The sequence below is a fragment of the Rhodococcus sp. G6(2025) genome, assembly GCF_058628105.1.
The window spans coordinates 4,265,982-4,285,990 of record NZ_CP179750.1 but is presented as its reverse complement, the minus strand read 5'-3'; the positions used below and the strand labels follow the sequence as shown (position 1 = coordinate 4,285,990).

Annotated in this window: 17 protein-coding genes and 1 pseudogene; 7 read left to right on the top strand and 11 right to left on the bottom strand. The window is 67.1% G+C overall.

Annotated elements, in window-relative coordinates; all coding sequences use genetic code 11:
• Nucleotides 1–25: 25 nt before the first annotated feature.
• The 3 genes and pseudogenes from ACLIVD_RS19570 to ACLIVD_RS19560 all read right to left on the bottom strand — a co-directional run bounded on the left by ACLIVD_RS19570 (nt 26) and on the right by ACLIVD_RS19560 (nt 2,053).
• Nucleotides 26–556 carry a hypothetical protein gene (locus ACLIVD_RS19570; RefSeq protein ID WP_491930466.1) on the bottom strand — a complete coding sequence of 177 codons (531 nt, stop codon included), beginning with the start codon at nt 554–556 and terminating at the stop codon, nt 26–28.
• 79 nt (nt 557–635) lie between these two features.
• Nucleotides 636–1,361: pseudogene (locus ACLIVD_RS19565) on the bottom strand (calcium:cation antiporter); the annotation flags it as partial.
• Between the two features lie 2 nt (nt 1,362–1,363).
• On the bottom strand, nt 1,364–2,053 hold the full coding sequence (locus tag ACLIVD_RS19560) for a TetR/AcrR family transcriptional regulator (RefSeq protein WP_491930465.1): 690 nt from the start codon (nt 2,051–2,053) through the stop codon (nt 1,364–1,366).
• Nucleotides 2,054–2,268: 215 nt separating this feature from the next.
• Between ACLIVD_RS19560 and ACLIVD_RS19555 the strand changes: the two genes are divergently transcribed.
• Nucleotides 2,269–2,529 carry a putative antibiotic biosynthesis monooxygenase gene (locus tag ACLIVD_RS19555; protein WP_491930464.1) on the top strand — a complete coding sequence of 87 codons (261 nt, stop codon included), beginning with the start codon at nt 2,269–2,271 and terminating at the stop codon, nt 2,527–2,529.
• A 226-nt stretch (nt 2,530–2,755) separates the two neighbouring features.
• On the opposite strand, the gene ACLIVD_RS19550 is transcribed toward ACLIVD_RS19555, so the two are convergent.
• On the bottom strand, nt 2,756–4,141 hold the full coding sequence (locus ACLIVD_RS19550; protein WP_491930463.1) for a DUF2252 domain-containing protein: 1,386 nt from the start codon (nt 4,139–4,141) through the stop codon (nt 2,756–2,758).
• 188 nt (nt 4,142–4,329) lie between these two features.
• On the opposite strand from ACLIVD_RS19550, the gene ACLIVD_RS19545 reads away from it, so the two are divergent.
• Genes ACLIVD_RS19545 through upp form a run of 3 tightly spaced genes read left to right on the top strand, consistent with a single transcriptional unit; the run spans nt 4,330 to nt 7,512 of the window.
• The gene (locus ACLIVD_RS19545) at nt 4,330–5,601 is read left to right on the top strand and encodes a GTP cyclohydrolase II (RefSeq protein WP_283353176.1); all 1,272 of its coding nucleotides are present in this window, start codon (nt 4,330–4,332) and stop codon (nt 5,599–5,601) included.
• On the top strand, nt 5,598–6,863 hold the full coding sequence (locus ACLIVD_RS19540; protein ID WP_491930462.1) for a URC4/urg3 family protein: 1,266 nt from the start codon (nt 5,598–5,600) through the stop codon (nt 6,861–6,863). The genes ACLIVD_RS19545 and ACLIVD_RS19540 overlap by 4 nt, the downstream gene beginning before the upstream one ends.
• Nucleotides 6,864–6,882: 19 nt before the next feature.
• The gene (gene upp, locus ACLIVD_RS19535; protein WP_491930461.1) at nt 6,883–7,512 is read left to right on the top strand and encodes a uracil phosphoribosyltransferase; all 630 of its coding nucleotides are present in this window, start codon (nt 6,883–6,885) and stop codon (nt 7,510–7,512) included.
• Between the two features lie 12 nt (nt 7,513–7,524).
• Here upp and ACLIVD_RS19530 read toward each other — a convergent pair whose 3' ends face one another.
• From ACLIVD_RS19530 to ACLIVD_RS19510, 5 genes are all read right to left on the bottom strand, one after another.
• Nucleotides 7,525–7,866 (bottom strand): HNH endonuclease, encoded by a 342-nt coding sequence (locus ACLIVD_RS19530; protein ID WP_280784274.1) that lies wholly within the window; start codon nt 7,864–7,866, stop codon nt 7,525–7,527.
• A gap of 80 nt (nt 7,867–7,946) precedes the next feature.
• Nucleotides 7,947–9,293 carry an FAD-binding oxidoreductase gene (locus tag ACLIVD_RS19525; RefSeq protein WP_491930460.1) on the bottom strand — a complete coding sequence of 449 codons (1,347 nt, stop codon included), beginning with the start codon at nt 9,291–9,293 and terminating at the stop codon, nt 7,947–7,949.
• Nucleotides 9,294–9,300: 7 nt separating this feature from the next.
• Nucleotides 9,301–10,770, bottom strand: coding sequence for an APC family permease (locus ACLIVD_RS19520; RefSeq protein ID WP_491930459.1), 1,470 nt, complete (start codon nt 10,768–10,770; stop codon nt 9,301–9,303).
• A 271-nt stretch (nt 10,771–11,041) separates the two neighbouring features.
• Nucleotides 11,042–11,464, bottom strand: a complete 423-nt coding sequence (locus ACLIVD_RS19515; RefSeq protein ID WP_105413897.1) for a hypothetical protein — start codon at nt 11,462–11,464, stop codon at nt 11,042–11,044.
• 188 nt (nt 11,465–11,652) lie between these two features.
• On the bottom strand, nt 11,653–12,135 hold the full coding sequence (locus ACLIVD_RS19510; RefSeq protein ID WP_283353172.1) for a DUF1931 family protein: 483 nt from the start codon (nt 12,133–12,135) through the stop codon (nt 11,653–11,655).
• A gap of 200 nt (nt 12,136–12,335) precedes the next feature.
• Here ACLIVD_RS19510 and ACLIVD_RS19505 point away from each other — a divergent pair, with 200 nt between their 5' ends.
• The 3 genes from ACLIVD_RS19505 to ACLIVD_RS19495 all read left to right on the top strand — a co-directional run bounded on the left by ACLIVD_RS19505 (nt 12,336) and on the right by ACLIVD_RS19495 (nt 18,183).
• Nucleotides 12,336–13,865 (top strand): hypothetical protein, encoded by a 1,530-nt coding sequence (locus tag ACLIVD_RS19505; protein ID WP_317571827.1) that lies wholly within the window; start codon nt 12,336–12,338, stop codon nt 13,863–13,865.
• Between the two features lie 210 nt (nt 13,866–14,075).
• Nucleotides 14,076–15,308 (top strand): hypothetical protein, encoded by a 1,233-nt coding sequence (locus ACLIVD_RS19500; RefSeq protein ID WP_491930458.1) that lies wholly within the window; start codon nt 14,076–14,078, stop codon nt 15,306–15,308.
• 19 nt (nt 15,309–15,327) lie between these two features.
• Nucleotides 15,328–18,183 carry an FtsW/RodA/SpoVE family cell cycle protein gene (locus tag ACLIVD_RS19495; protein WP_491930457.1) on the top strand — a complete coding sequence of 952 codons (2,856 nt, stop codon included), beginning with the start codon at nt 15,328–15,330 and terminating at the stop codon, nt 18,181–18,183.
• Here the strand turns inward: ACLIVD_RS19495 and ACLIVD_RS19490 are convergent, their stop codons facing one another.
• The gene (locus tag ACLIVD_RS19490) at nt 18,184–19,173 is read right to left on the bottom strand and encodes a rod shape-determining protein (protein WP_491930456.1); all 990 of its coding nucleotides are present in this window, start codon (nt 19,171–19,173) and stop codon (nt 18,184–18,186) included.
• Between the two features lie 99 nt (nt 19,174–19,272).
• Complete coding sequence (locus ACLIVD_RS19485) at nt 19,273–19,986, bottom strand: YwaF family protein (RefSeq protein ID WP_491930455.1); 714 nt, start codon at nt 19,984–19,986, stop codon at nt 19,273–19,275.
• Between the last annotated feature and the right edge of the window lie 23 nt (nt 19,987–20,009).

Sequence of the window (20,009 nt, the reverse complement as noted above, 5' to 3'; positions counted from 1 at the left end):
CTCGCCAGTTGCGGGTCTCGGCAGTTCAGCCGATCACGCCGTCCTCGGTAACGACAGCAGTCGGCAGGTCCACCCGTTGCGGAGCGCCGGCTTCGTCGCAGATCACGGTGACGAATGCCGGAAACACTATTCGCCACGAGCCGCCGACGGGCGACAACGCGCTCGCGGCGAATTCGGCCCACTCCTTCGGCAGCAACGTCACTTGTTCGTCCTGCAGCCATTTCGGCGTGGGAATCCGGCGGTTCTGTTCCTCGACGGGATCGACGACGAACCGCACGTCGGTGGCGGTACCCGTTCCGACGTTGCGGAGCCGGAACCGGTCGACGGGGCCCCGAATGCGGTGGACTTCGAACTCGACGTGCTGCGGTTGTGGGAATGCTCGCTGCGCGGCTTCGGCGATCCGGGTCAACGCGGTGACCTGTTCGAGCGCCACGTCCAGTGCAGCCTCGGCCTCGCGCCTGGCCTGATCGGCGAGGGTTGCCTTCCGCCACGCTGCGGCAGCGGTGGCACCGAACAGCACCGCAGCCGCCGCGCCGACCCACGATGCGGTTTCCATGCGCGGAAACTTACCCGAACGCATTTCGGGGAGACTCGCTGGTGATGTCTCCACGAACGGTGAGGCGCAGGCCGACGGACCTTGCCAATCCCACGACTGCGCACAGCGCCAGCACCAGCACCAGCACCAGCAGCGCGAGGCTCACACCCGCCACCCTGCCCGTCGGCGGTGCCGCGTTCCGGTCCTCGACGCTCACAGGTTCGTCGGGGATGACGGGCAGGAAGAAGTGTCGATGCGGCCCGGTTTGGGTGAGGACGAACATCCCGTACAGAACCAGCGAGGCCACGGCCGCGAATATCGACTGAGCCGAGGAGAATTCGGGGCCCGGCCGGCTCGTCGTGAAGGTCGGCAGCACCAGGCTCAGGGTAGCCAGTGACGCCACGGTCGCCAGTGCCGCGCCCGTACCCTCCGCACTGAACAGCGCGACCCCGTATCTTCGCGCGCCGACGAACAGAGACAACCCCATGATGCCGTTGACGGTGAGCATCACCGCCGCGAATACCGTGTCGCGGGCCAACGAGGCCGTCGCCGGACCACCCGACATCATCAGTGTCACGATCAATCCGACCTCGATGACAGTGACGGCGACAGCGAGAATCAGCGATCCGAACGGCTCGCCGACCTTGTGTGCAACCACCTCGGCGTGATGAACAGCGGCGAGCACTGCGCCGACCAGCACCACCGCCACGACGAGCACCAGCACCGTGCCGAGGTCCCGGCCCCAGGTCACGCCCAACACCGCAACGGACACCGGTGGAATTACCAGCGGCCACTCTGCAGTGACCGAACGCCACCCGAACGCCATGATCAGACCTTGCCAGCTCCATCCGCTCGGGTGGACCGCAATGCGGAACCCGCATCACCCATCCGCGGCGAGCCGGCGGTGAGTTGGGTCCGGGCCGACTGGGTTCGGGTGAGTGCGGCTCGCGTGGCGGCCTCAACCGTCATCACGATGAAATCGCGTCGGCGCGAGTCCCGGTCGCGGCGACGCGGAAGAGGTGTCGAGAACAATCGGTCTGCGGTCTGGAGAGCTACCCAGCCGTCGACGAGGGTGATCACGGTGATGAGCAGTTCCTGGGCGTCGCTCTCGGAAAGTTCGGGGACAGCTTCCCGTGCGCTGGCGACTATCGCCTGAGCGTGCTGCTGTCGCGATGCTTCCGCGACAGGTGCCTCGAGTTCGAGTCCTTCCCAGAACAGCAGACGGGTGAAAGTGGGGTGTTCGCGTTGGTAGTCGAATCGGCGACCGGCGTAGTCGGCGATGGCGACGACCCCGTGGCCGGACAGTTCGACAGCGGCCAGTGTGGTTGCGAGTTCATGTTCGAGGACCGCGCTGAAGAACGCTTCCTTCTTGCCGAAGTACTGGTAGATGCGCTCTTTGTTCACGCCTGCTTTCTCGGCGATCCGATCGACACGAGCACCGGCCAGACCGAACGAACTGAACTCTGCAACTCCGGCCTCGATGAGAAGTCTCTTGGTTCGTTCGGTATCCCATGCCACGGCTGCATCCTACGACAACTCCAACTGTCTGGTTGCAATCTGTAGGTCCAGCCCCTACGGTCGAAAGGCAACTGAATAGTTGGAGTTACGAGAAGGGCTACCTCAGGATGGAATCTCTTGCTCTCGCATCTACGGTGGTCGAACATTTCGCTCCGACGACCACGAAGCGCCGGCCTCCACGAACGGAACGTGCCGACGGGCATGCTCGGGATCTCGTGCCGGCGAGGGCCCCGTCCATCCACTTGCGGGTGGTCGTCACCTGGGTGTCCATCTTCCCGCTCGTCACGGTGGGCATGACCGTCATGACCCTGTCGGGTCCGATCACGGCCACCTGGCCGACCTGGTTGCGGGCTTTGTCGCTCACCGGTGTCGTCGTTCCCACGGCGGTGTATTTCGTCGTGCCACGTGTGCTTGCCCTGTCCGTCCGGTGGACGATCTGGCGGCGCCGGAACGGTACTTCGCGGTGCAGCTCCTGAGCGGCGCGAGCGCGCGCCGCAGATTCATGTCGGAGGTGCGAGGTATGTTCTCGTTGCGACGAAAGAGGTCGCCACTCACACTCACGTATCCGAGGCAGTCCGGCTCGGGTGGACACGAGGTGCAACCGCGCCTCGTATCCCGAGGGAGTGGCGACCTTTCTCGGCTCGCCACCGTCTAGCTACGCGTGTTTCCCCGTGTCGGTATAGGCCGTTCCGCCGTGCCGGGTCAGGCCGGCTCGGCGGCGATCCGCCCCGCTTTCACCGCGGCGACCAGTGTTGCGTGGTCGGCTTCGGTCTGATCGGCGTAGCTGACGGCATACCGCCCGATCACCTCGTCCAGTTCCGTGTCGCTGGCGAAGTAGCCGGCGAGAACCCGCGGATCGAGCGAACGGGTATGTGCACGCGCGAGCAGGGCGCCGGCGAGCCGGCCGTAGTCGTCGAGATGGTCTTGCTCGAGACCGGTTGGATCGATGTCCCCTTTGAGGTTTCGGAACTGCCGCACGATGTAAGGGAGGCCGTCGATGGTCGTCCAGCCCAGCAGAATGTCCGATTCCGCCTGCACCAGCCGGGCGCCGTGCACTATCCGCTTGCCCTCGTGTTTCGGCTCGTCGACCGGTAGGTACGCCGACAGTGCGGACGGCCGGGCCTGTTTCAGTTGAAGTACGAGCACCTCATCCCGATTACCGTGCAGCAGGGCGATATAGCTGCGCAGACCGACGCTGCCCGTTCCGACGATCCGGAACGCGACGTCGGACACGGCGAATCGGGTGATCAGATTCCTGCGGGACTCGCGCAGTGAGTCGACATAAAGTTCCAGACCGTCGGTCACGGCATCGGCGGTTGCGCGATCGACGTGGGTGAGTACCGGCGGATCGTCGATGAACCGTCGTCGGCGGATCCCGGTCTCGTGATCTTCGATGTGAGCGGTCCACTTCGCCGCCACCTTCTCGCTGGTATTGAGCCGCGCCTTCTGTGCGGCCTTGTCGAAGTCGTCGAGCAGAGCCTCGGCCTTGGCCCGCTCGAGCACCGACTTGTCCGGGAGCGCATTCCAGGACTGAAGGAATGGCAGTTCGGCGAGATCGCGAATGGTGCGCCGATACGATTTGACGGCGTCCTCGGCGGCCTCGATGCAGCCGTTCTCGGACACACCGCCTTCACGTCCGGCGAGGACCAGGCTCGCGGCGAGGCGTTTGAGATCCCACTCCCACGGACCAGGGAGGGTTTCGTCGAAATCGTTGATGTCCATGACGATTTGACCGTCCGGTGTCCCGTACAGGCCGAAGTTGGCCGCATGCGCGTCACCGCACAACTGCGCTGTCAATCCGGTAACCCGAGAGTCGGCGAGGTCGGCCGCCATCAGGCCCGCGGCGCCGCGGAAGAAAGCGAACGGGGAGGCGATCATCCGACCGATTCGCAGCGGGATCAGATTCGCCAGCCTTCCTCGATTGCTGGCCTCGACGAAATCGAGCACATCCGGCCGTCCCGCGCCGACCGCGGCGCTCCCGTGCGCACTCGACGGCACAGCGGCACGCAACGCGTCGCCCCGCGCGAAGACGAAGTCCGCCTCGATCTGGGTTCGCAGGTCGACGGCTCGCGCTCGATTCTTCGTCACCTCGGCGACACTATCCCAGGCCCAGTCACCGTGTACCTCGTCAGCATTCGTCGCCGCCGTCTTCGCCACACGACATTGTGGTGAAAGAGTGGTTATGCTTCGGTTTCCGGTGGTCGGCAGCATCCGGCGCCGGAGACACGTTCCGGCGGCATGCCGTGCCGTCGGGCCTTCCTTAACGGAGGAACGTCATGTCCGCTGAATCCGTCGCCGCCACCCCCGAGCCCGCCGGTGGGCACATCCGATTGACCTCACACAGCGGCGGTGTCGGCGCCCTGCCGATCCACTGGGGAGCACCCACGCCGTCCGAGCGCGGACCGGTGGTCGGTACCACCACCAACCGCGCCCACCGCAACGTGATCGGAACGCACAGCGGCTCGTACAGCATCTACCGGGCACTGGCGGTGGCGTCGGGCGCGCTGTCGCGCCATCACAAGGCCGACCTCACCGATACCGCGCCCACGAACATCATCGGCCCGTACCCGCAGTGGAGCGAGCCCGGCAAGATCGTGAGCCTGGACCCGTGGGGTGCCACGGTGGCCGAGGTCTTCGCCGCCGAGTTGGCGGCGGGTCACGACATCCGCCCGAGCATCGCTGTCACCAAGGCGCATGTGATCCTGCCGGAGGTCATGGAGGCCATCCAGAAAGGTCGCCTGCACCCGGACGGCCGCTTCCTGCTGCCCAGTGGTGCTGCGCTGGTAACCAAGGCGGCGATCGAGCCCGTCTGGCACCTGCCGGGTGTGGCGGAGCGCTTTCACTGCAGCGAGACGGACCTGCGCCGCGTGCTGTTCGAGGAGACCGGCGGCATGTACCCCGAGCTCGTGACGCGCTCGGACCTCGAGGTGTTCCTGCCCCCGATCGGGGGTCAGACCGTGTACATCTTCGGCGATGCTCGTGACCTGGCCGATCCCGGGGTGGAGCTGACCGCACGCGTACACGACGAGTGCAACGGCTCGGACGTATTCGGTTCCGACATCTGTACCTGCCGCCCGTACCTCACGCATGCGATCGAGGAGTGCATCCAGGGTGCGCAGCGCGGTGGCGTGGGCCTGGTGGCGTACTCCCGCAAGGAGGGCCGGGCGCTCGGCGAGGTGACCAAGTTCCTGGTCTACAACGCGCGCAAGCGCCAGGTGGGCGGCGACACGGCCGACCAGTACTTCGCCCGCACCGAATGCGTGGCCGGCGTGCAGGACATGCGCTTCCAGGAGATGATGCCCGACGTGCTGCACTGGCTGGGCGTCAGAAAGATCCACCGCCTGGTCTCCATGAGCAACATGAAATACGACGCCATCACCGGCTCGGGTATCGAGGTCGCGGAGCGGGTGGACCTTCCCGCGGACCTGATCCCGGCCGACGCACGCGTGGAGATCGACGCCAAGATGGCGGCCGGCTACTTCACGCCCGGCGCTGTGCCGGACGCTGACGAATTGGCGAAGGTCAAGGGCCGGGAGTTGGACGGATGAGCGTGACCGGCGTCGGTCCCGTCCTGGACACCGGGCGGGCCGAGGATGCGGCCGCCGCTCTACGTACCACGTCGGCCGTGCGGGAGCGAGCGCGACAGCTGCTGTCCCGTGCGCGCGACGGCGATTCACTCTGGTTCGGCATCGACGACGACGCATTGGAGGCGGCCGCGGCGGAGGTCGCAGCCGTCACGCGTGCCCGCTATCCAGACCTGACAATTCCGTACCACAGCCGCTGGCGCCATTTCGAAGCCGGCGGCGTGGACCGCAAGGCCGAGCTGGATGCACGACTGACCGCGCTGGACGCGCCGGGCCGCGCCCGCGCCATGATCGACCTGGCGGTGGTCAGCGTCCTGCTCGACGCAGGAGCCGGTCCCGACTGGCACTACCACGAGGTGGACGGCGGGCAGCGCTTCGCCCGTTCCGAGGGACTGGGCGTCGCGAGCTGGCACGCATTCCTCGGTGGCCTGTTCTCGAGCGACGCGGCGCACCCGCTGCAGGTCGATGCGGCCGGACTACGCGGGCTGGATACCGACCGGCTGGCCGAGGTGTTCCAGGCCGGCCCGTCCAATCCGTTGGTGGGTCTCGAAGGTCGCGTGCTGCTGCTGCGACGGCTGGGCGAGGCGCTCGCCGCGCAGCCCGAAGTGTTCGGCCCGCACGGCCGGCCGGGTGGCCTGTTCGATGTGCTGGTCGCCCCACAGGGTGCCGCCGCGGCGACGGTCGCCGCCCACGACATCCTGTCGCAGCTTCTGACGTCGCTCTCGGGCATCTGGCCTACGGGCAACGCCATCGGCGCCGAACCGTTGGGCGACGTCTGGCGCCACGACGCGGTGGCCGGTCCGGGCTTGACCCGGGGCTGGATGCCGTTTCACAAACTGTCGCAATGGCTGAGCTATTCGTTGCTGGAGCCCTTCCAATGGGCGGGCGTCCGGGTGGTCGGGTTGGACGAGCTGACCGGCCTGCCCGAATACCGCAACGGCGGTCTGCTTCTCGACACCGGTGTGCTCCGCCTGCACGATCCGGTCTGGGCTGCACAAAACTGGACGGCCGGAGACGAATTGGTGGTCGAGTGGCGCGCGTTGACGGTAGCCCTCCTGGACGAACTGGCCCCGCTGGTGCGCGCACGTCTGGGCGTGGATTCCCGAGAGATGCCGCTGGCCTGCGTCCTGGAGGGCGGCACCTGGGCGGCGGGCCGCGCGCTGGCACAGCGCTCGCGGGGTGGGCTGCCGCCGCTGAACATCGCCAGCGACGGCACGGTCTTCTAGAAGAAACGAGGACGACTACATGGGCACGGTACACGTGATCGAGCACCCGCTGGTGCAGCACAAGCTCACGATGATGCGCCGTAAGGATGCCTCCACCAACAGCTTTCGTCGACTGGCGAACGAGATCTCCGCGCTGATGACGTACGAGGTCCTCCGCGACATCCCGATGCAGGAAATCGACGTCGAGACACCGCTGGAATCCACCACCGGAATGGTCATCGACGGTAAGAAGCTGGTCTTCGTCTCCATTCTGCGCGCGGGCACCGGCATCCTGGACGGCATGCTGACAATTGTGCCGGGCGCGCGCGTCGGCCATATCGGTCTCTACCGCGATCCCAAGACCCTCGGAGCTGTGGAGTACTACTTCAAGATGCCCGGCGATCTGCAGGAGCGCGACGTGGTGGTGATCGACCCGATGCTTGCCACCGGCAACTCGGCCGTGGCGGCGGTGGAGCGGCTGAAGGAATGCGGCCCCAAGTCCATCAAGTTCGTCTGCCTGCTGACCTGCCCCGAAGGCGTTGCCGCCCTGCACAAGGCGCATCCCGACGTCCCGATATACACCGCCGCCGTCGACCGCCAACTCGACGAGCACGGCTACATCCTGCCCGGCATCGGGGATGCAGGCGACCGTCTCTTCGGCACCAAGTAGCGGGCCCGGTCTTCACGGGGCAGTGGTTTCCGGCGCTTCGAGTTCGGTGTCCGGGGGTGTGGGGAATCGCAGCGCGAGCGCTGTCTTGATTTCGATGTGACGCAACAGGAAGGCGCGCTCGTCGAGCCGCTTGCGCCGCAGCCAGCCGGTGACTTCGTCGTTGCACTTACTGGCGTTGCACGAGCCGCAGGCCGGGGCGATGTTGTCGAGGGTGTAACGCCCGCCGCGGGACAGCGCCTGCACGCAGTCGCGTTGCAACGGCTTGTCGGTCGCGCCGCAGTATGCGCAGCCACCCCACGCCTCGGTGAGCGCACTCCACTGCTCGGCGGTGAGGTCGTGCTCGACACTCTCCATCCGACGCTTGCGTTTACGGGCGCCCCTGGCCCTGCGACTCCGGTTGACCGCCATCGCCCCAGCGTAGGACTCGGGACGGGTCAACCGGCGACAGGGGGCACGCTCTGTTCGAAGCTGAACACGTTCTCCGGGTCGTAGGTGGCCTTGACCTCGCGCAGCCGCTCGCGGTGCGATCCGTAGTACTCGCGTTCCCAGTCCGACGCGGCGGCGTTGGGCACGTTGACGTAGGCACCGTCGCCGTAGGGGCGCAGCGCCCGCCAGAAGTCGGCCGCCCAGCCCAGTGCCGTGGAGTTCAGAGCGGGGTCGTTCCAGGCGGCGCCCGGCTCGCAGTAGAACAGCGCGTCGCGGTGCGGGAACGCGGACCCACCGGGCGGAGCGTGCCGGACGGCACCGCCGAAGCTCGAGCAGAAGAAATTGCTCGGCGGGCTGGGCGTGTTGGCCATGTAGTGGACGATCAGATCGATCGCCTCATCGGGGAAAGGTTGGGTGACGAACTGCGAGTAGAACTTCCAGAGGAAGACGTCGTTCGGCCCCCTGTCGACGTCGCCGTACACGGACGGCCAGGGGCCCTCCGTCACGGTCACGTCGGGATTGCCGATCGCCAGCAGCGACCGAAGTTGGTCCTCGAGGTCCCGCCGCGCACCGCCGTACATCAGTGCAGACAGCTCGACCGCGGTGGAATCGACCTCCAGCGCGCTGGTCAGCCGGTCGTCGGCGACCGGCGCGTCGCGCTGCCACCCGCGAAGCAGGACGCCCAGGTGGTCGTGACCGGTCCACCTCGCGACGAGGAATGTAACGTTCGAGAGCTCATGCAGCCTCAACGTGTAGGACGTCGCAATCCCGAAGTTGCCGCCGCCCCCGCCACGGCACGCCCACAGCAGGTCGGAGTTGTTGTGCTCGGTGGCCTCCACGACCTTCGCCGAGCGCGCGCCGTCGGCCACCACCACCTCCGCGGCAAGCAGGTTGTCGCACGCCATACCCATACTGCGGGTCAGTAGTCCGAAGCCACCCCCGAGAATCACGCCACCGAGACCGACGCCGCCCTCGGAGCCGGTCGGAACGACGAAGCCGTGTTGCCCGAGGGCCGCGACCGTCTCCTGCTGCGTCAGCCCCGTCCCGACCGTCGCCGTGCGCGCCGCTTCGTCGATCACGATGCTCTTCATCCGACTGACGTCGACGACCAGCCCGCCGTCGATCGACGACCAGCCCTCGAGGCTGTGGCGACCGCTGCGGGCACGCAGGGCGATGCCTTCCTCGCGAGCCCAGCGGACCGCGTTGACCACGTCCTGCGTGTCACAGCAGAACACAATCGCCTCGGGATAGCGGGAATGCAGGCGGTTCCAGCCCACCCGCGCCGCCTCGTAGCCGGAATCGCCGGCACGCACGACATCACCGGTGAGCATGGTGGTGGTAGTCAGGGGGTTCATCTCTCGGTCAGTGCGAGAAGACATCGGCGTCTCCCGGCTCGGTGTCCAGTACCTCGCGTTTGAAAATCAACAGGTACGCGAAGTACAACCCGCCCGCGAGGAGCAAGCCGACCGCAATCAGGATCGAGGTCAAAGCACTCGAGGGCGAGACGATCACGAACAGCACGACAGCCGACCACACCAGCGCGCTGATCGCGACCGGCAACTCGAAGCGCCCGAGATCGAACGCACCCGCCTTCCGATCCAGTCGCCTCCGCACCGCAAGGTAGAGGACGATTATCGCGCCGTAGAGAACTGCCGAGATGACCGTCCCCACCGTGAGCAACTCCAGCAGGGCGCCACCCGGCAGCACGGCCATGAGGACGACCCCCACGACGACGATCAGGATGGTCGCCGGAATGGGTGTCTGCGTGCGCGGGTTGACCCGACGCATCAGTCGGTAAGCAGGAAAACGTGCGTCGCGCGACATCGCGAACACCATCCGCGAGCAGGTGGCCAGGGTCACCATCCCGGCGCCGAAGAATGCGAACGCGATCGCGACCAGCAGCGACCTCTCCATGACCGGACCCAGCTGATCGCGCAGGATCGCCGCCACCGGCGTGTCACTATCGCTCACCCGGGGGATATCTTTGATCGCGATCGTGAGCGCGATCAGGAACACCAGTCCCAGCACAGCCGCCGCCACGACCGATCCCACGATCGCGCGCGGGACGCTGCGAAACGGATCCTTGGCCTCCTCAGCCATATTCGCCGCGGAGTCGAAGCCGACGAGCGTGGCGAGCCCCATGATCATCGCAGCCATCAACCCACCGCCGACAGCGAAATAGTTGGGGGCGCCCTCGGTGATACCGCGCGAGGTGAGATTGCCGACCGAGCCCTCGCCCGAGATTGCGACAGCGACGAAGAGCCCGATCGCCAGCACCACCACGATCACCAGTTCGAGCCCCACCGCGCCCGACGTGATCAAGCCGACGAGGCGCGTAGAGAACACGACGAGCACCGCCTGAACAAGCACCACGACGAGCGTGATCATGCGTGCCGTGCCCTCGTCCGGCTGCATGCCGAACAGTGGCATGAGGGCGCTGCTCGCCATCGCATTGTCGACCGTCACCACGCCCAGCGCCAGGTAACAGAAGGTCAGCCAACCGAACAACCAGCCGACTTTCGGGTTGGCCAGCCGCGAGGCCCATTGGTAGGAGGAGCCGCTGAGTGGGATGCGGGCCGCGAACTGGGCGATCACGAGCGCCACCAGGGTCTGCCCCAGCGCCACGATGATCCAGAGCCAGATCCCCACCGGCCCCGCGTCTCGAAGCACGTCGTCGTAGGTGCCGAAGATCCCGACCGCCACCGAGATGAATGCGAACGAGACAGCGAACACCTGAAAGGAGCCCAGAGTTCGCTTCAGCTCCGGTTTGTAGCCGCAGTCTTCACATTCTTGATCGGCGCTCTGTGCGCCCATCACGTTTTCTGCCGTCATCTCGGCCGCCTCACGTTCAGTCGGGAACTGCGGAGAAGTCGATTCGCTTGAAGCGACCCGTCACAACGAGACCCGTTCCACGATCAGAGCGAGACCGGTCTGTTTCATCCTCCACCTCATGGATTCGGATGTCATCGATGGTTCGTCTTTCTAAATACTCCGAGATGCGCGCGGGGCGCGTCAGCCCACACGTCTCGGCCGCCGAGGCCAATGGCCCCGGCGGCCGCGAGAGAGTGCTATCGATCCAGAGTGAGTCGGTGTCGACCGGATGTCACATCCAGGGCATATCGGGATCGAGCGAGTGGGAGATCACCCCGTCGTCGGGCTCGAGGGGGTAGTAGACCTGGTGGATGGTGGCACCCTGCTGGGAGTTCACGGTCGCGGCGGCGGGGCCGTAAAGGGTTGTGCCGCCAGGCTCGACCAGAGTGGTGCCGGGCTCGACGAGGGTCACCTGCGGGGGCACGTCTTCGTCGGGGGCGTCGCAGGCGACCATGGGCCACGCGTTTGCGCAGCCGATTCGGTCCCTGACCTCGACCTTGTACGGCGAGAGTCCGGATTCGGGGGAGACGACTTGCGGGAACGTCGACTGGGCGGGTGCGGCGGCGGCAGTGGCGCTCTGGGCCATGAACATTCCCAATCCGAGGGCGGCGCCCGTTGCGGCTGCTGCGGCGATGCGTGTCTTCGTCGAGTTCATTGCGTTGCTCCTGAGTGTGGTGTGTGAATTTCCGTGTCCCTTGTGGACGAACACCAGTCTTCGCCGGAAGGGGGGTCCGACAACGCCCCCTGAAGGGGTGGTCGGACATCCATCCAGGGGTGGATGTTTCCACCCCTGGGGGTGTTTCGCATTCACGAAAGAACAGTGCTCTGCCGCGGTCGGCGACGTCAGAGGTAGAGGTCGACGAGGGTACTGATCACCGACCAGTGCGTCGTCCGTGCCCGCACGGTCCTCAACTCGGGGTAGACGATGCGGAAGGTGCGCGCGAGGGCGACGCTGAGTCCGCCGGTGATGTCTGGAAGCCCCGATCGGGTTTCGGTTGCGAGGACGCCGTCGAGGGGCGGGTAGTCGGACAGTCGTTCGACGATCGGATCTACCCGGAGGCCGGGTCCGAGCTCGCGGAACAATCCGATGTTCTCCTGCAGGCCTCGGGTGATCGGCAGGTCGGTGGGTTCGACGATGTGCCGGTGCTGGGCGGCCGCGCTCTCCTGCGCGACGAGGAGCAGGTCGTAGAGTTTCGCGGTGACGACGTCGTCGAATCGGTGAAAGTCGTCTCGGACGACGCCGAGACTGGCGACGTCCCGGAAGATGTCCGCGAACTGGTCGAACGTCATGAGCGTCCCATGGCTTCCGGCCTCCGCACGTTCCATGAGGTGATCATCCTCCGTGATGCGGTCACGCATCCGACGAACCGCGCGCAAATGATGCCCGGTCCGGAATCCCGTTGTCCGCCACGGCGTCCAGCGTCCGCTGCGAGTGCTTCCCTGGCCGGGCCCCGTGGAGAGAACCTGCCCTACCTGGTCGGCCCATGGGTTGTGCAGGACCACGACCAGCGAGTACAGCGAAAGGTATGACGTCGACGAAATGGACGCGGTGGTTGCCGTTGGCCGCCGTCGCGGTGCTCGTCGTCGTGCTCGCGGCGAGCGGGATGGTTCCCGTCTGGCCGGGACTGCTGCACCTGGTCGCGCTGCCACCGCTGGATCAGTTCGCGGACCTGCGACTTCTGCTGGTGCGTACCGACTCGTGGCCGCAGTTCCTGGTGCTGCTGGGCCTGGTGTCGGCCGTGCGGGTCCTGCTGATGGCCTGGCTTCTCGGTGGACTCGATGCCCGACGCCTCCGTTTCGCCGCGATGTTCTACGCGGCGGCGTTCGGCCCCGTCCTACTTTCGGCGCTCGGCGACGCGACCGCCTACGCGACGCTGTACTCGCGGGCGTTCTGGCCGGCGGTGGCGTTGGTCGGATTGCTGGTCGTGATCCTCGGCCCGGTCCCGTGGCAGGGCGGGGTCACCCTGCGCGAGGCGATGGCGCGGGCGTGGCGCCGCGGCCTGCGGATCGAGGTGATGGTGCCGTACTGCGCCGCGGTCCTCGGGCTCGGCGCTCTGGCCGACCGGGCCCCGGCCCTCACCGTGCTGCTCGTGCCGGTCTCGGCTGTGGCGACGGGACTGACGGTGTGGGCGATGGACCGTGCGCCGGTCACCCGCCCCGTCGCGGCGCTTGCTGCCGTGCTCGTCGTGGTGACGGCGGCGTCGGTGATCTTTGTTCGGACACGAGGATATGACGATCCGGAACCCGGATCCCGACAGGCCGGTTCGCTGTTCCTCATGTCCGGAATCAATTCGCGATCGGGGCAGGGGAGCATCCCCCGGGCCGACGTGCACCGGCTGGGTTACGAATGCGATCAGGTCTACTACTTCTCCTACGCCGGCCCCGGCGACGGGCAGCCGCAGCGCGACTCGACGTGTCCGATCAGGTCGGGGGCCCCGTACGAATCTGCCGACACGCAGCGCCCCGTCGAGGAGCAGGTCGCGTTGTTTGCCGAACAGACCGCGAACCTGCAGCGGCCGTTGACCGTTGCCGCACATTCCCACGCCGCGTGGATTGCGTGGGACGCGGTTGCCACCGGGCGCGCGCAGGTCGATGTGCTGGTGCTGGTGGGCGTCTTTCCGCAGACCCCGCTCGGCTTTCCACCCCCGGATGGCGATCGACGGGGCAGGGTGTTCGGCGATCTGTTGCGGAGGGCGGCGCCGGTGACCGACGTCGTCTTCTTCCACTTCGACCCCGACACGCCCGCGGCGCGGCAACTGCTCGGCACCGCGGGCAGTGCGCAGGCCATTCTCAGCGAGCCGCTGCCCGGGGAGGTGCGTGTTCTGAGTATCACCTCGGCTGCCGATCTTCCCCTGATGCCGCACGGCTGGCGGCTGGACGTCGAACGCGATGGCTGCCCGGTCCGCGCCGCACACTCGTCGCTGCCCACCTCTCCTGCCTTCGACGACGAGGTGATCCGGTTCCTGGACCACCGGGATTCTCCACCGTGCCCGATGTGGCGGGACTGGGGTGCGGTCGTGATGCACGCGTTCGGGGTGCCGCCGAGTGGGAGCTGACAGACAGCAGTGCGAGTCCGCCGTCCCGACGACACCGAATTGTGTCGAAGCGGACGAGGCGATTTCTCGGACGCCGGAGCGCGCCGCGGAGTTAAATGGAATGACGCAGGCGTAATGGATTTCGGCAGCGAGTAAGCCCAACTCAAGGTCCGCCGCCGCCCGCTCCGGTCGCGTCTCAACCGTGCGGGAGGCATAGCGTCGGGGTGCGCGATGATCGAAGCAGTGACAGGTCTCCTTGCGAGGAGAACCGAACCCGCCGATGCCCGGCCCGATCCGCCCGAACACATCGATCACGATGACGGTGTCCGCGGTCTCGCACTCGGAAGACTCCTGGCGGTCGCGATGTTGACACGAGCGCAGGCTGCACTACTCGTCGCGGATGCGCTCCATCAGCTCGAACTGGCGCGCGGCGAGGGGCCCTACCCATTCCGCCTCCGGAACGTGACGGTGTCCGACGCCGGTCATCTCACGATCGAGTGCGCGGGCAGTGCGTCCCGGCGAGACATGAACGACGCGGTGGTCGAACTTCTCCGCAGCTTTGCGACGAACTGTCGCGGTACGGCCCTGGCCGACCGGTTGCACGAATCGCTCTCCGAAACAACAGATCTGGATGCGTTGGTGCACCGGGTTCGTCAGGCGATCGCACCCGACGTCGACCCCGCCGAGGAGAGAAGGAAACGCTGCCAACTTGCCGAGCTCGTCGCGGCCACCACAGGACGGCCGCGTCCGGACACCGGGGTGGTGGAGGACCGGACGGACGTCCGGGACTGGCCATATGTGGCGGCGGGTGCCACGCTCGCACCGTCAGGCTGGTTCTCACCGGTCCGGAATCCGTGGCATCGCAAAAGGAGACGGCCGTCGCGGCGACAGGGAGCACTCGGCCTGATCGCGATCCTGATACTCGTCGCTGCAGCGTGGATGGCTCCACGGGTGTGGTCGGAGCTGCGCCGGGGATGGGACGCCGTCCTGAATCCCGTGAATCCCTCGGAGCAGAATCAGATTCGGCCCGTGTCGCCGCCTCCACCGGAACCCCGGGCTGATCAGCCACCGCCGGCGACGAACGATGTCGGCCGGCCACCGCCGCCCGTCGACATCGGTGCCCCCGGGAGTGCGGGGCCGATCACCCTCGTCACGGTCACGCGCGCCAACGGGGAGTGCCTGCCCGGGCAGGCGTGCGCGATCCGAGTCGACATTCGCCTCGATCCGGCAGCAGCTGTCGGCGCCGTGACCTGGCGGGTGAACGTGTACGACCGCTGTACCGGCGAGGTGCGGCCCACCAGTGACGTGACGCTGCCCGTTCAGCCCGGGTCACAACAGGTCTACGGCATCGTCCGGACCGATCTGCCGCCGGGCGCTGCACTCGCCCTCGCGGCCGTCACCAGCGCCCCGGCGACGGCCGCGTCCGAGCCGCTGCTGGTGCCCGCCGAAAACGCTCGCTGCTGAGCGCCGGGGGAGGGGTGGGATGCACGACGACAAGCACGACGACAAGCAAGACGACAAGCACGAATCCGACCCGTGGATCGTCGGTGCGGCGATCGTTCTCGTCGTGCTCGGCCTTCTGAATTTGCTCTCGACAGGGAAGACGGCAGACGCTGTTCGCCACACGCTCTTCGCCGTTGCCGGTCTCGGCATCATGTATGTGGTGTCTCGCCTGCGGATGAGTGATCTCCGCGCCTTCGGCTGGGCAGTGTTCACCGTGGCGACCGTGTTGCTGGCGGTCGTGCCGCTCGCGGGGGTCGCGACCAAGGGTGCTCAACGCTGGCTGGACTTCGGCGTATTCACCGTCCAGCCGTCCGAACTGGCCAAGCTCGCCCTGGTTCTCGTGCCCGCGAGCATGCTCGCCGGTGGGTTCACGCTGGCACGATTCATCGCGACCTTGGCGATCGGGGGCGTACCCATTGCACTCGTCGCACTCCAACCCGACCTGTCGACTGCCGTCGTTCTCGTTGCGACGGCAGGATTCATGCTCATCCTCGCCCGCGTCCCGCTGCTGCCCCTGGTTCCGTTGTTCGTGCTGGGTCTCGCGTCGCTTCCGCTGGCCGTGCTCTTCCTCCGCCCCTACCAGCTCGAACGGGTCCACGTGTTCCTGTCGAGCAACGCCGACCCCGCCGGCGCGGGATGGGCCGAGTTGCAAGCGAACATCGCGATCGGCAGCGGTGGCTTGTGGGGGCTGGCGCGCGACCCGATGTACGCGGTGCGGGCCGAGTATCTTCCCGAATCGGAGCACGATCTCGCGTTCGCCAGCCTGGTGTACGGGTGGGGTTTGATCGCCGGGTTGGCTGTCGTGGTGGCAACGTCGGTCATCGTGTGGCGGGCTGCACTCTCCGCGCGCACGGCGCGCACGCGCGAGGCCGCACTCGTCGCGGCCGGAATCGGCGCGTTGTTCGGCATCCACGCGCTGGTGTCGATCGGTCAGAGTCTGTCGCTTCTGCCCCATACCGGCATGCCGATTCCCCTCTTCAGTTACGGGGGCACCGCCGCCATCGTCGGTTTCGTCGCCATCGGACTGGTGCTCGCGGTGCGCCGAGACGGCGTCGCGCGACCGCTGTGGACCCCGGATCCCCGACGGCGACGCCGCCCGCGTGGAATGTCGGCGGGCACCCTGACGATGACCGCGGCACTCGTCGCGATGTCGGTGTTCGCCTGGCAGTTGCAACACGACCGGGGTGCGGAATTCCGGGCGATGAGCGACCAGCAGATGATGCGGTGCATCCGCCTGCCCGCAGAGCGCGGACTGATCCTCGACCGCAACGGTATTCCGCTCGCAGTCAATGTCGCCGAGTACGCCGTGGCGGTGGTCGCTCGGATGTTCGAGGAGAACGACGACGACACCCGCAACCGGTTGGCCGCTCTGCTCGCCACGTCTCCCGACGAGTTGGCGGGCCTCATCGAGGCCGGTGGCGAGGGGGAGTCTCAGGTGGCCGTGGGCAGGGTCGCGCCCGACCAGGCGCGGCGCATCGTGGACGCGCGACTGCCCGGTGTGCTCGTGGTGCCGTCCGGTCGCAGGCAGTACCCGTACGGTGCCGTGCTCGCCTCTGTCCTCGGACACGTCGGCGTCGCCGACGCCGACGACATGGAACGCTGGCCGCATCTCGCACTCGGGTCACGCGTCGGCAAGGCGGGACTCGAGAAGCAGTACGACGCTCTGCTCCGCGGCAGCGACGGCAAGCAGTGCATGTATGTCGATCCGTCCGGGCATCCGGTGGCCGCCGGCGAACGCGTGGACCCGGTACGGGGCCACGATCTGCGCCTGCACCTCGACATCGGGGTCCAGAACCTGGCCACCGACGCGCTCGTGGAGGCGATGCGCACCAGTAAGGGCGACCTCGGTGCCGCCGTCGTGATGGACGCGCGGAACGGAGCCGTGCTGGCCCTCGCCAGTGTCCCGGGGGCCGACAACAACGTCTACGGACCTCCGGCCGACCTCGTCGCCCTCGCGGCGCAGAGTCAGACTCCGGGGCCGAGCCCGTTGCTCAACAACGCCACCCAGACCGCGGTCCCGCCCGGCTCCACCTTCAAGATCGTCGTCGCGGCGGCGAATACCCAGTACCCGGTGCTGTCGCCGGACACGGTGATCGACACCGGCGCCGCCTACACCTACGGCGGCCACACGTTCCGGAACTGGCAACCGATGGGCCCGCACAATCTGCTCCAGGCGATTCAGTGGTCCGACAACGTCTACTTCTACAAGCTCGGTGAACTCTTGGGCCCGGAGAAGATGGCGGACGTCGCGGGGCAACTCGGCGTCGGCCGGCGGTCCGGGATCGACCTGCCCGGCGAGGCCGAGGGGTTCCTCGGCACCCCGGAGAACGTCGGAAGTATCGGGGCCACCTGGTATCCCGGGTCGACCCTGTTGATGGGTATCGGACAGGGCACCGTCAGCGCGACCCCGATACAGGTGGCGCGCTGGACGTCGGGGATCGCCACCGGCGCGATGGTGACGCCCCAGCTCGCCGCGGCGTACGGGTCGGACTCGGTGCCCATACCGACAGCGGCGCCGCAGCGTCTACCCTTCGCCGACCTGCTCGGTCCCGTCCGGGCAGGCATGCGGGCGTCCGCGTCGGCGGGGACCGCCGGGCAACTCGCGGACCTCCCGGTCCCGGCAGGCGCGAAGACCGGCACGGCGGAGGACCCGTCGGCGCCCGGAGAAGGACTGAACGCCTGGTTCTCCGCGGTCGCGCCTTTCGACGCACCCCAGATCCAGGTGTCGGTGCTGATCCGCGGTGGTGGCTTCGGGTCGGCGACGGCGGGCCCCGTGGTCAAGAAACTCCTCGACCACTACTTTCCGCGACCACCCGCGCCGGCGCCGATTCGGTGATCAGGCGCTGTAGGCGGCAACCACCTCAGGGTGCACCAGACAGGCAGTAGCGCCCTCGGCGACGCAGGTGAGCGGGCGCTCGGCGGTCTTCACCGGGAATCCGAAGGACTCTTCGAGCAGCTGGGACAGCCCGCGGAGCAACGCGCCGCCACCGATGACGAGCAGCCCCTCCGACATCACGTCACCGATGGCCTGCGCGGGGAGGTCGTCCAGGCATTCCGTCAATGTCTGCACGATTCCGGTTGTCGTGGGCCGCAACGCCTCCACGATCTCTTCGGTCTCGAGTGTCACCAGGCGTGCGCGGCCGGTCACGGCGTCGCGGCCCTCGACGACGAGCGACTGCCCCTCGGCGCTGTCGGGTTCACCCAACTTGGCACGCTCGGCGGTGAGTTCGCCGACGACGATCTTGTGCTCTGCCTTCAGGTACTGGTATAGCGCGTTCGTCAATTCGTCGCCCGCGACGCGGCAACTACGGTGAGAGAGAATGCCACCGAAACAGATGGCGGTGACTTCCGAAGTGCCGCCGCCGATATCGACGACGAGGTGTGCGCGTGGTTCCATGGGGTTGATTCCGCAACCGAGCGCACCCGCCACCGGCTCCGGTACCAACCCCACTTTCCGCAAACCGGCCTCGTGGCCGACCTCGAGCAGGGCCCGACGCTCGAGCGGGGTGGCACCCGCGGGGACCGAGATGACTCCCTTGGGCCGCAGCCCGTATCGCCGTGCAGAGGAGACCCGCTTGATGACGGCCGTGACGAATGCCCGCGCCGACTCCAGGTCCACGATCACCCCGTCGCGCATCGGTCGAACCGGCGTGATTCCGATAGGAGTGCGGCCGACGAGAGTTCGCGCCTCCGTGCCGATTGCGAGAGCACGGTGCGGATCCTTCGTTCGAACGAGCATGAAGGACGGCTCGTTCAGTACGATGCCGTCGTCGGGAGTTCCGACGACAGTGTTGGCAGTTCCGAGATCGATACCAAGTCCACCCACGTCGGCCTCCAGAGGGATTCCAGCGAGATGATGTTGATGTTACGCAGCCGCAGCGTCGTTCGGAAGGTATTGCGTGACACCGAAGACTCCCGGCAGCGATCAGGAGGGCCGCGGGATGTCCTCGGTGCGTCGTCGTGCCCGCTCCCACGGCCACGTCATCAGGGCCCACACCGCGAGAATCAGTGTCGTCGCGCTCAGTAGGTACAGCGGCCAGGGACCCAGAACGTCCAGAAGGGTCGCGGTGGCGGGCTTTCTGTTGAGGAAGCCGTAGTTGGTTCCGGCGACGCGGTTGAACGTGAAGGTCACTGCCGCCCAGACGACGGTGACCAGGACCGTGAACCGGTAGCTGCGCCACCGGGGCCGCATCCTTCGACCCCACGTCAGATAGATGGCCGCCCAGACCACGAGCAGGTGAATCGCCCAGAACGCGAGGAACTGGTAGTGGGGGAAGTCCGGGCCGGTCAGAACAGGTGAGATCAACGCCTGGGTGCTCAGCACGAGTCCCCAGTAATACGTGAGCGCGTAGGCCCACTGCGCCCGGGACCACAGGGCACAGGCCGCCGCCACGGTCGCGAGATCGGTCAGGCGCAGCGGTACCGAGCCGCCGATCGTGGGCGGAATCGAGAAATGAACCAGCGTCGCGCCGTATATGGCGGCCGTCAGCACCGCAAGGACTCGGCCCAGACGCCGGGCTTGCGATTCGGTCTGCCTTCGTCCGAGCCAGACCAGAACCGCGGCCCCCACGACGAACAGCGCGATCATCGCCCAGTACGACGGGCCGTACGCCGTGAATTCCCTGTCCGATGAGAACACTCTCGATCAGCTCCGCACCGTCG

What these genes read in the sequence shown, in the direction of transcription:
- ACLIVD_RS19570 (WP_491930466.1), bottom strand. Translation starts at nt 556, where the DNA reads ATGGAAACCGCATCGTGGGTCGGCGCGGCGGCTGCGGTGCTGTTCGGT.
- ACLIVD_RS19545 (WP_283353176.1), top strand. Translation starts at nt 4,330, where the DNA reads ATGTCCGCTGAATCCGTCGCCGCCACCCCCGAGCCCGCCGGTGGGCAC.
- ACLIVD_RS19540 (WP_491930462.1), top strand. Translation starts at nt 5,598, where the DNA reads ATGAGCGTGACCGGCGTCGGTCCCGTCCTGGACACCGGGCGGGCCGAG.
- upp (WP_491930461.1), top strand. Translation starts at nt 6,883, where the DNA reads ATGGGCACGGTACACGTGATCGAGCACCCGCTGGTGCAGCACAAGCTC.
- ACLIVD_RS19530 (WP_280784274.1), bottom strand. Translation starts at nt 7,866, where the DNA reads ATGGAGAGTGTCGAGCACGACCTCACCGCCGAGCAGTGGAGTGCGCTC.
- ACLIVD_RS19525 (WP_491930460.1), bottom strand. Translation starts at nt 9,293, where the DNA reads ATGAACCCCCTGACTACCACCACCATGCTCACCGGTGATGTCGTGCGT.
- ACLIVD_RS19520 (WP_491930459.1), bottom strand. Translation starts at nt 10,770, where the DNA reads ATGACGGCAGAAAACGTGATGGGCGCACAGAGCGCCGATCAAGAATGT.
- ACLIVD_RS19515 (WP_105413897.1), bottom strand. Translation starts at nt 11,464, where the DNA reads ATGAACTCGACGAAGACACGCATCGCCGCAGCAGCCGCAACGGGCGCC.
- ACLIVD_RS19510 (WP_283353172.1), bottom strand. Translation starts at nt 12,135, where the DNA reads ATGGAACGTGCGGAGGCCGGAAGCCATGGGACGCTCATGACGTTCGAC.
- ACLIVD_RS19505 (WP_317571827.1), top strand. Translation starts at nt 12,336, where the DNA reads ATGACGTCGACGAAATGGACGCGGTGGTTGCCGTTGGCCGCCGTCGCG.
- ACLIVD_RS19500 (WP_491930458.1), top strand. Translation starts at nt 14,076, where the DNA reads ATGATCGAAGCAGTGACAGGTCTCCTTGCGAGGAGAACCGAACCCGCC.
- ACLIVD_RS19495 (WP_491930457.1), top strand. Translation starts at nt 15,328, where the DNA reads ATGCACGACGACAAGCACGACGACAAGCAAGACGACAAGCACGAATCC.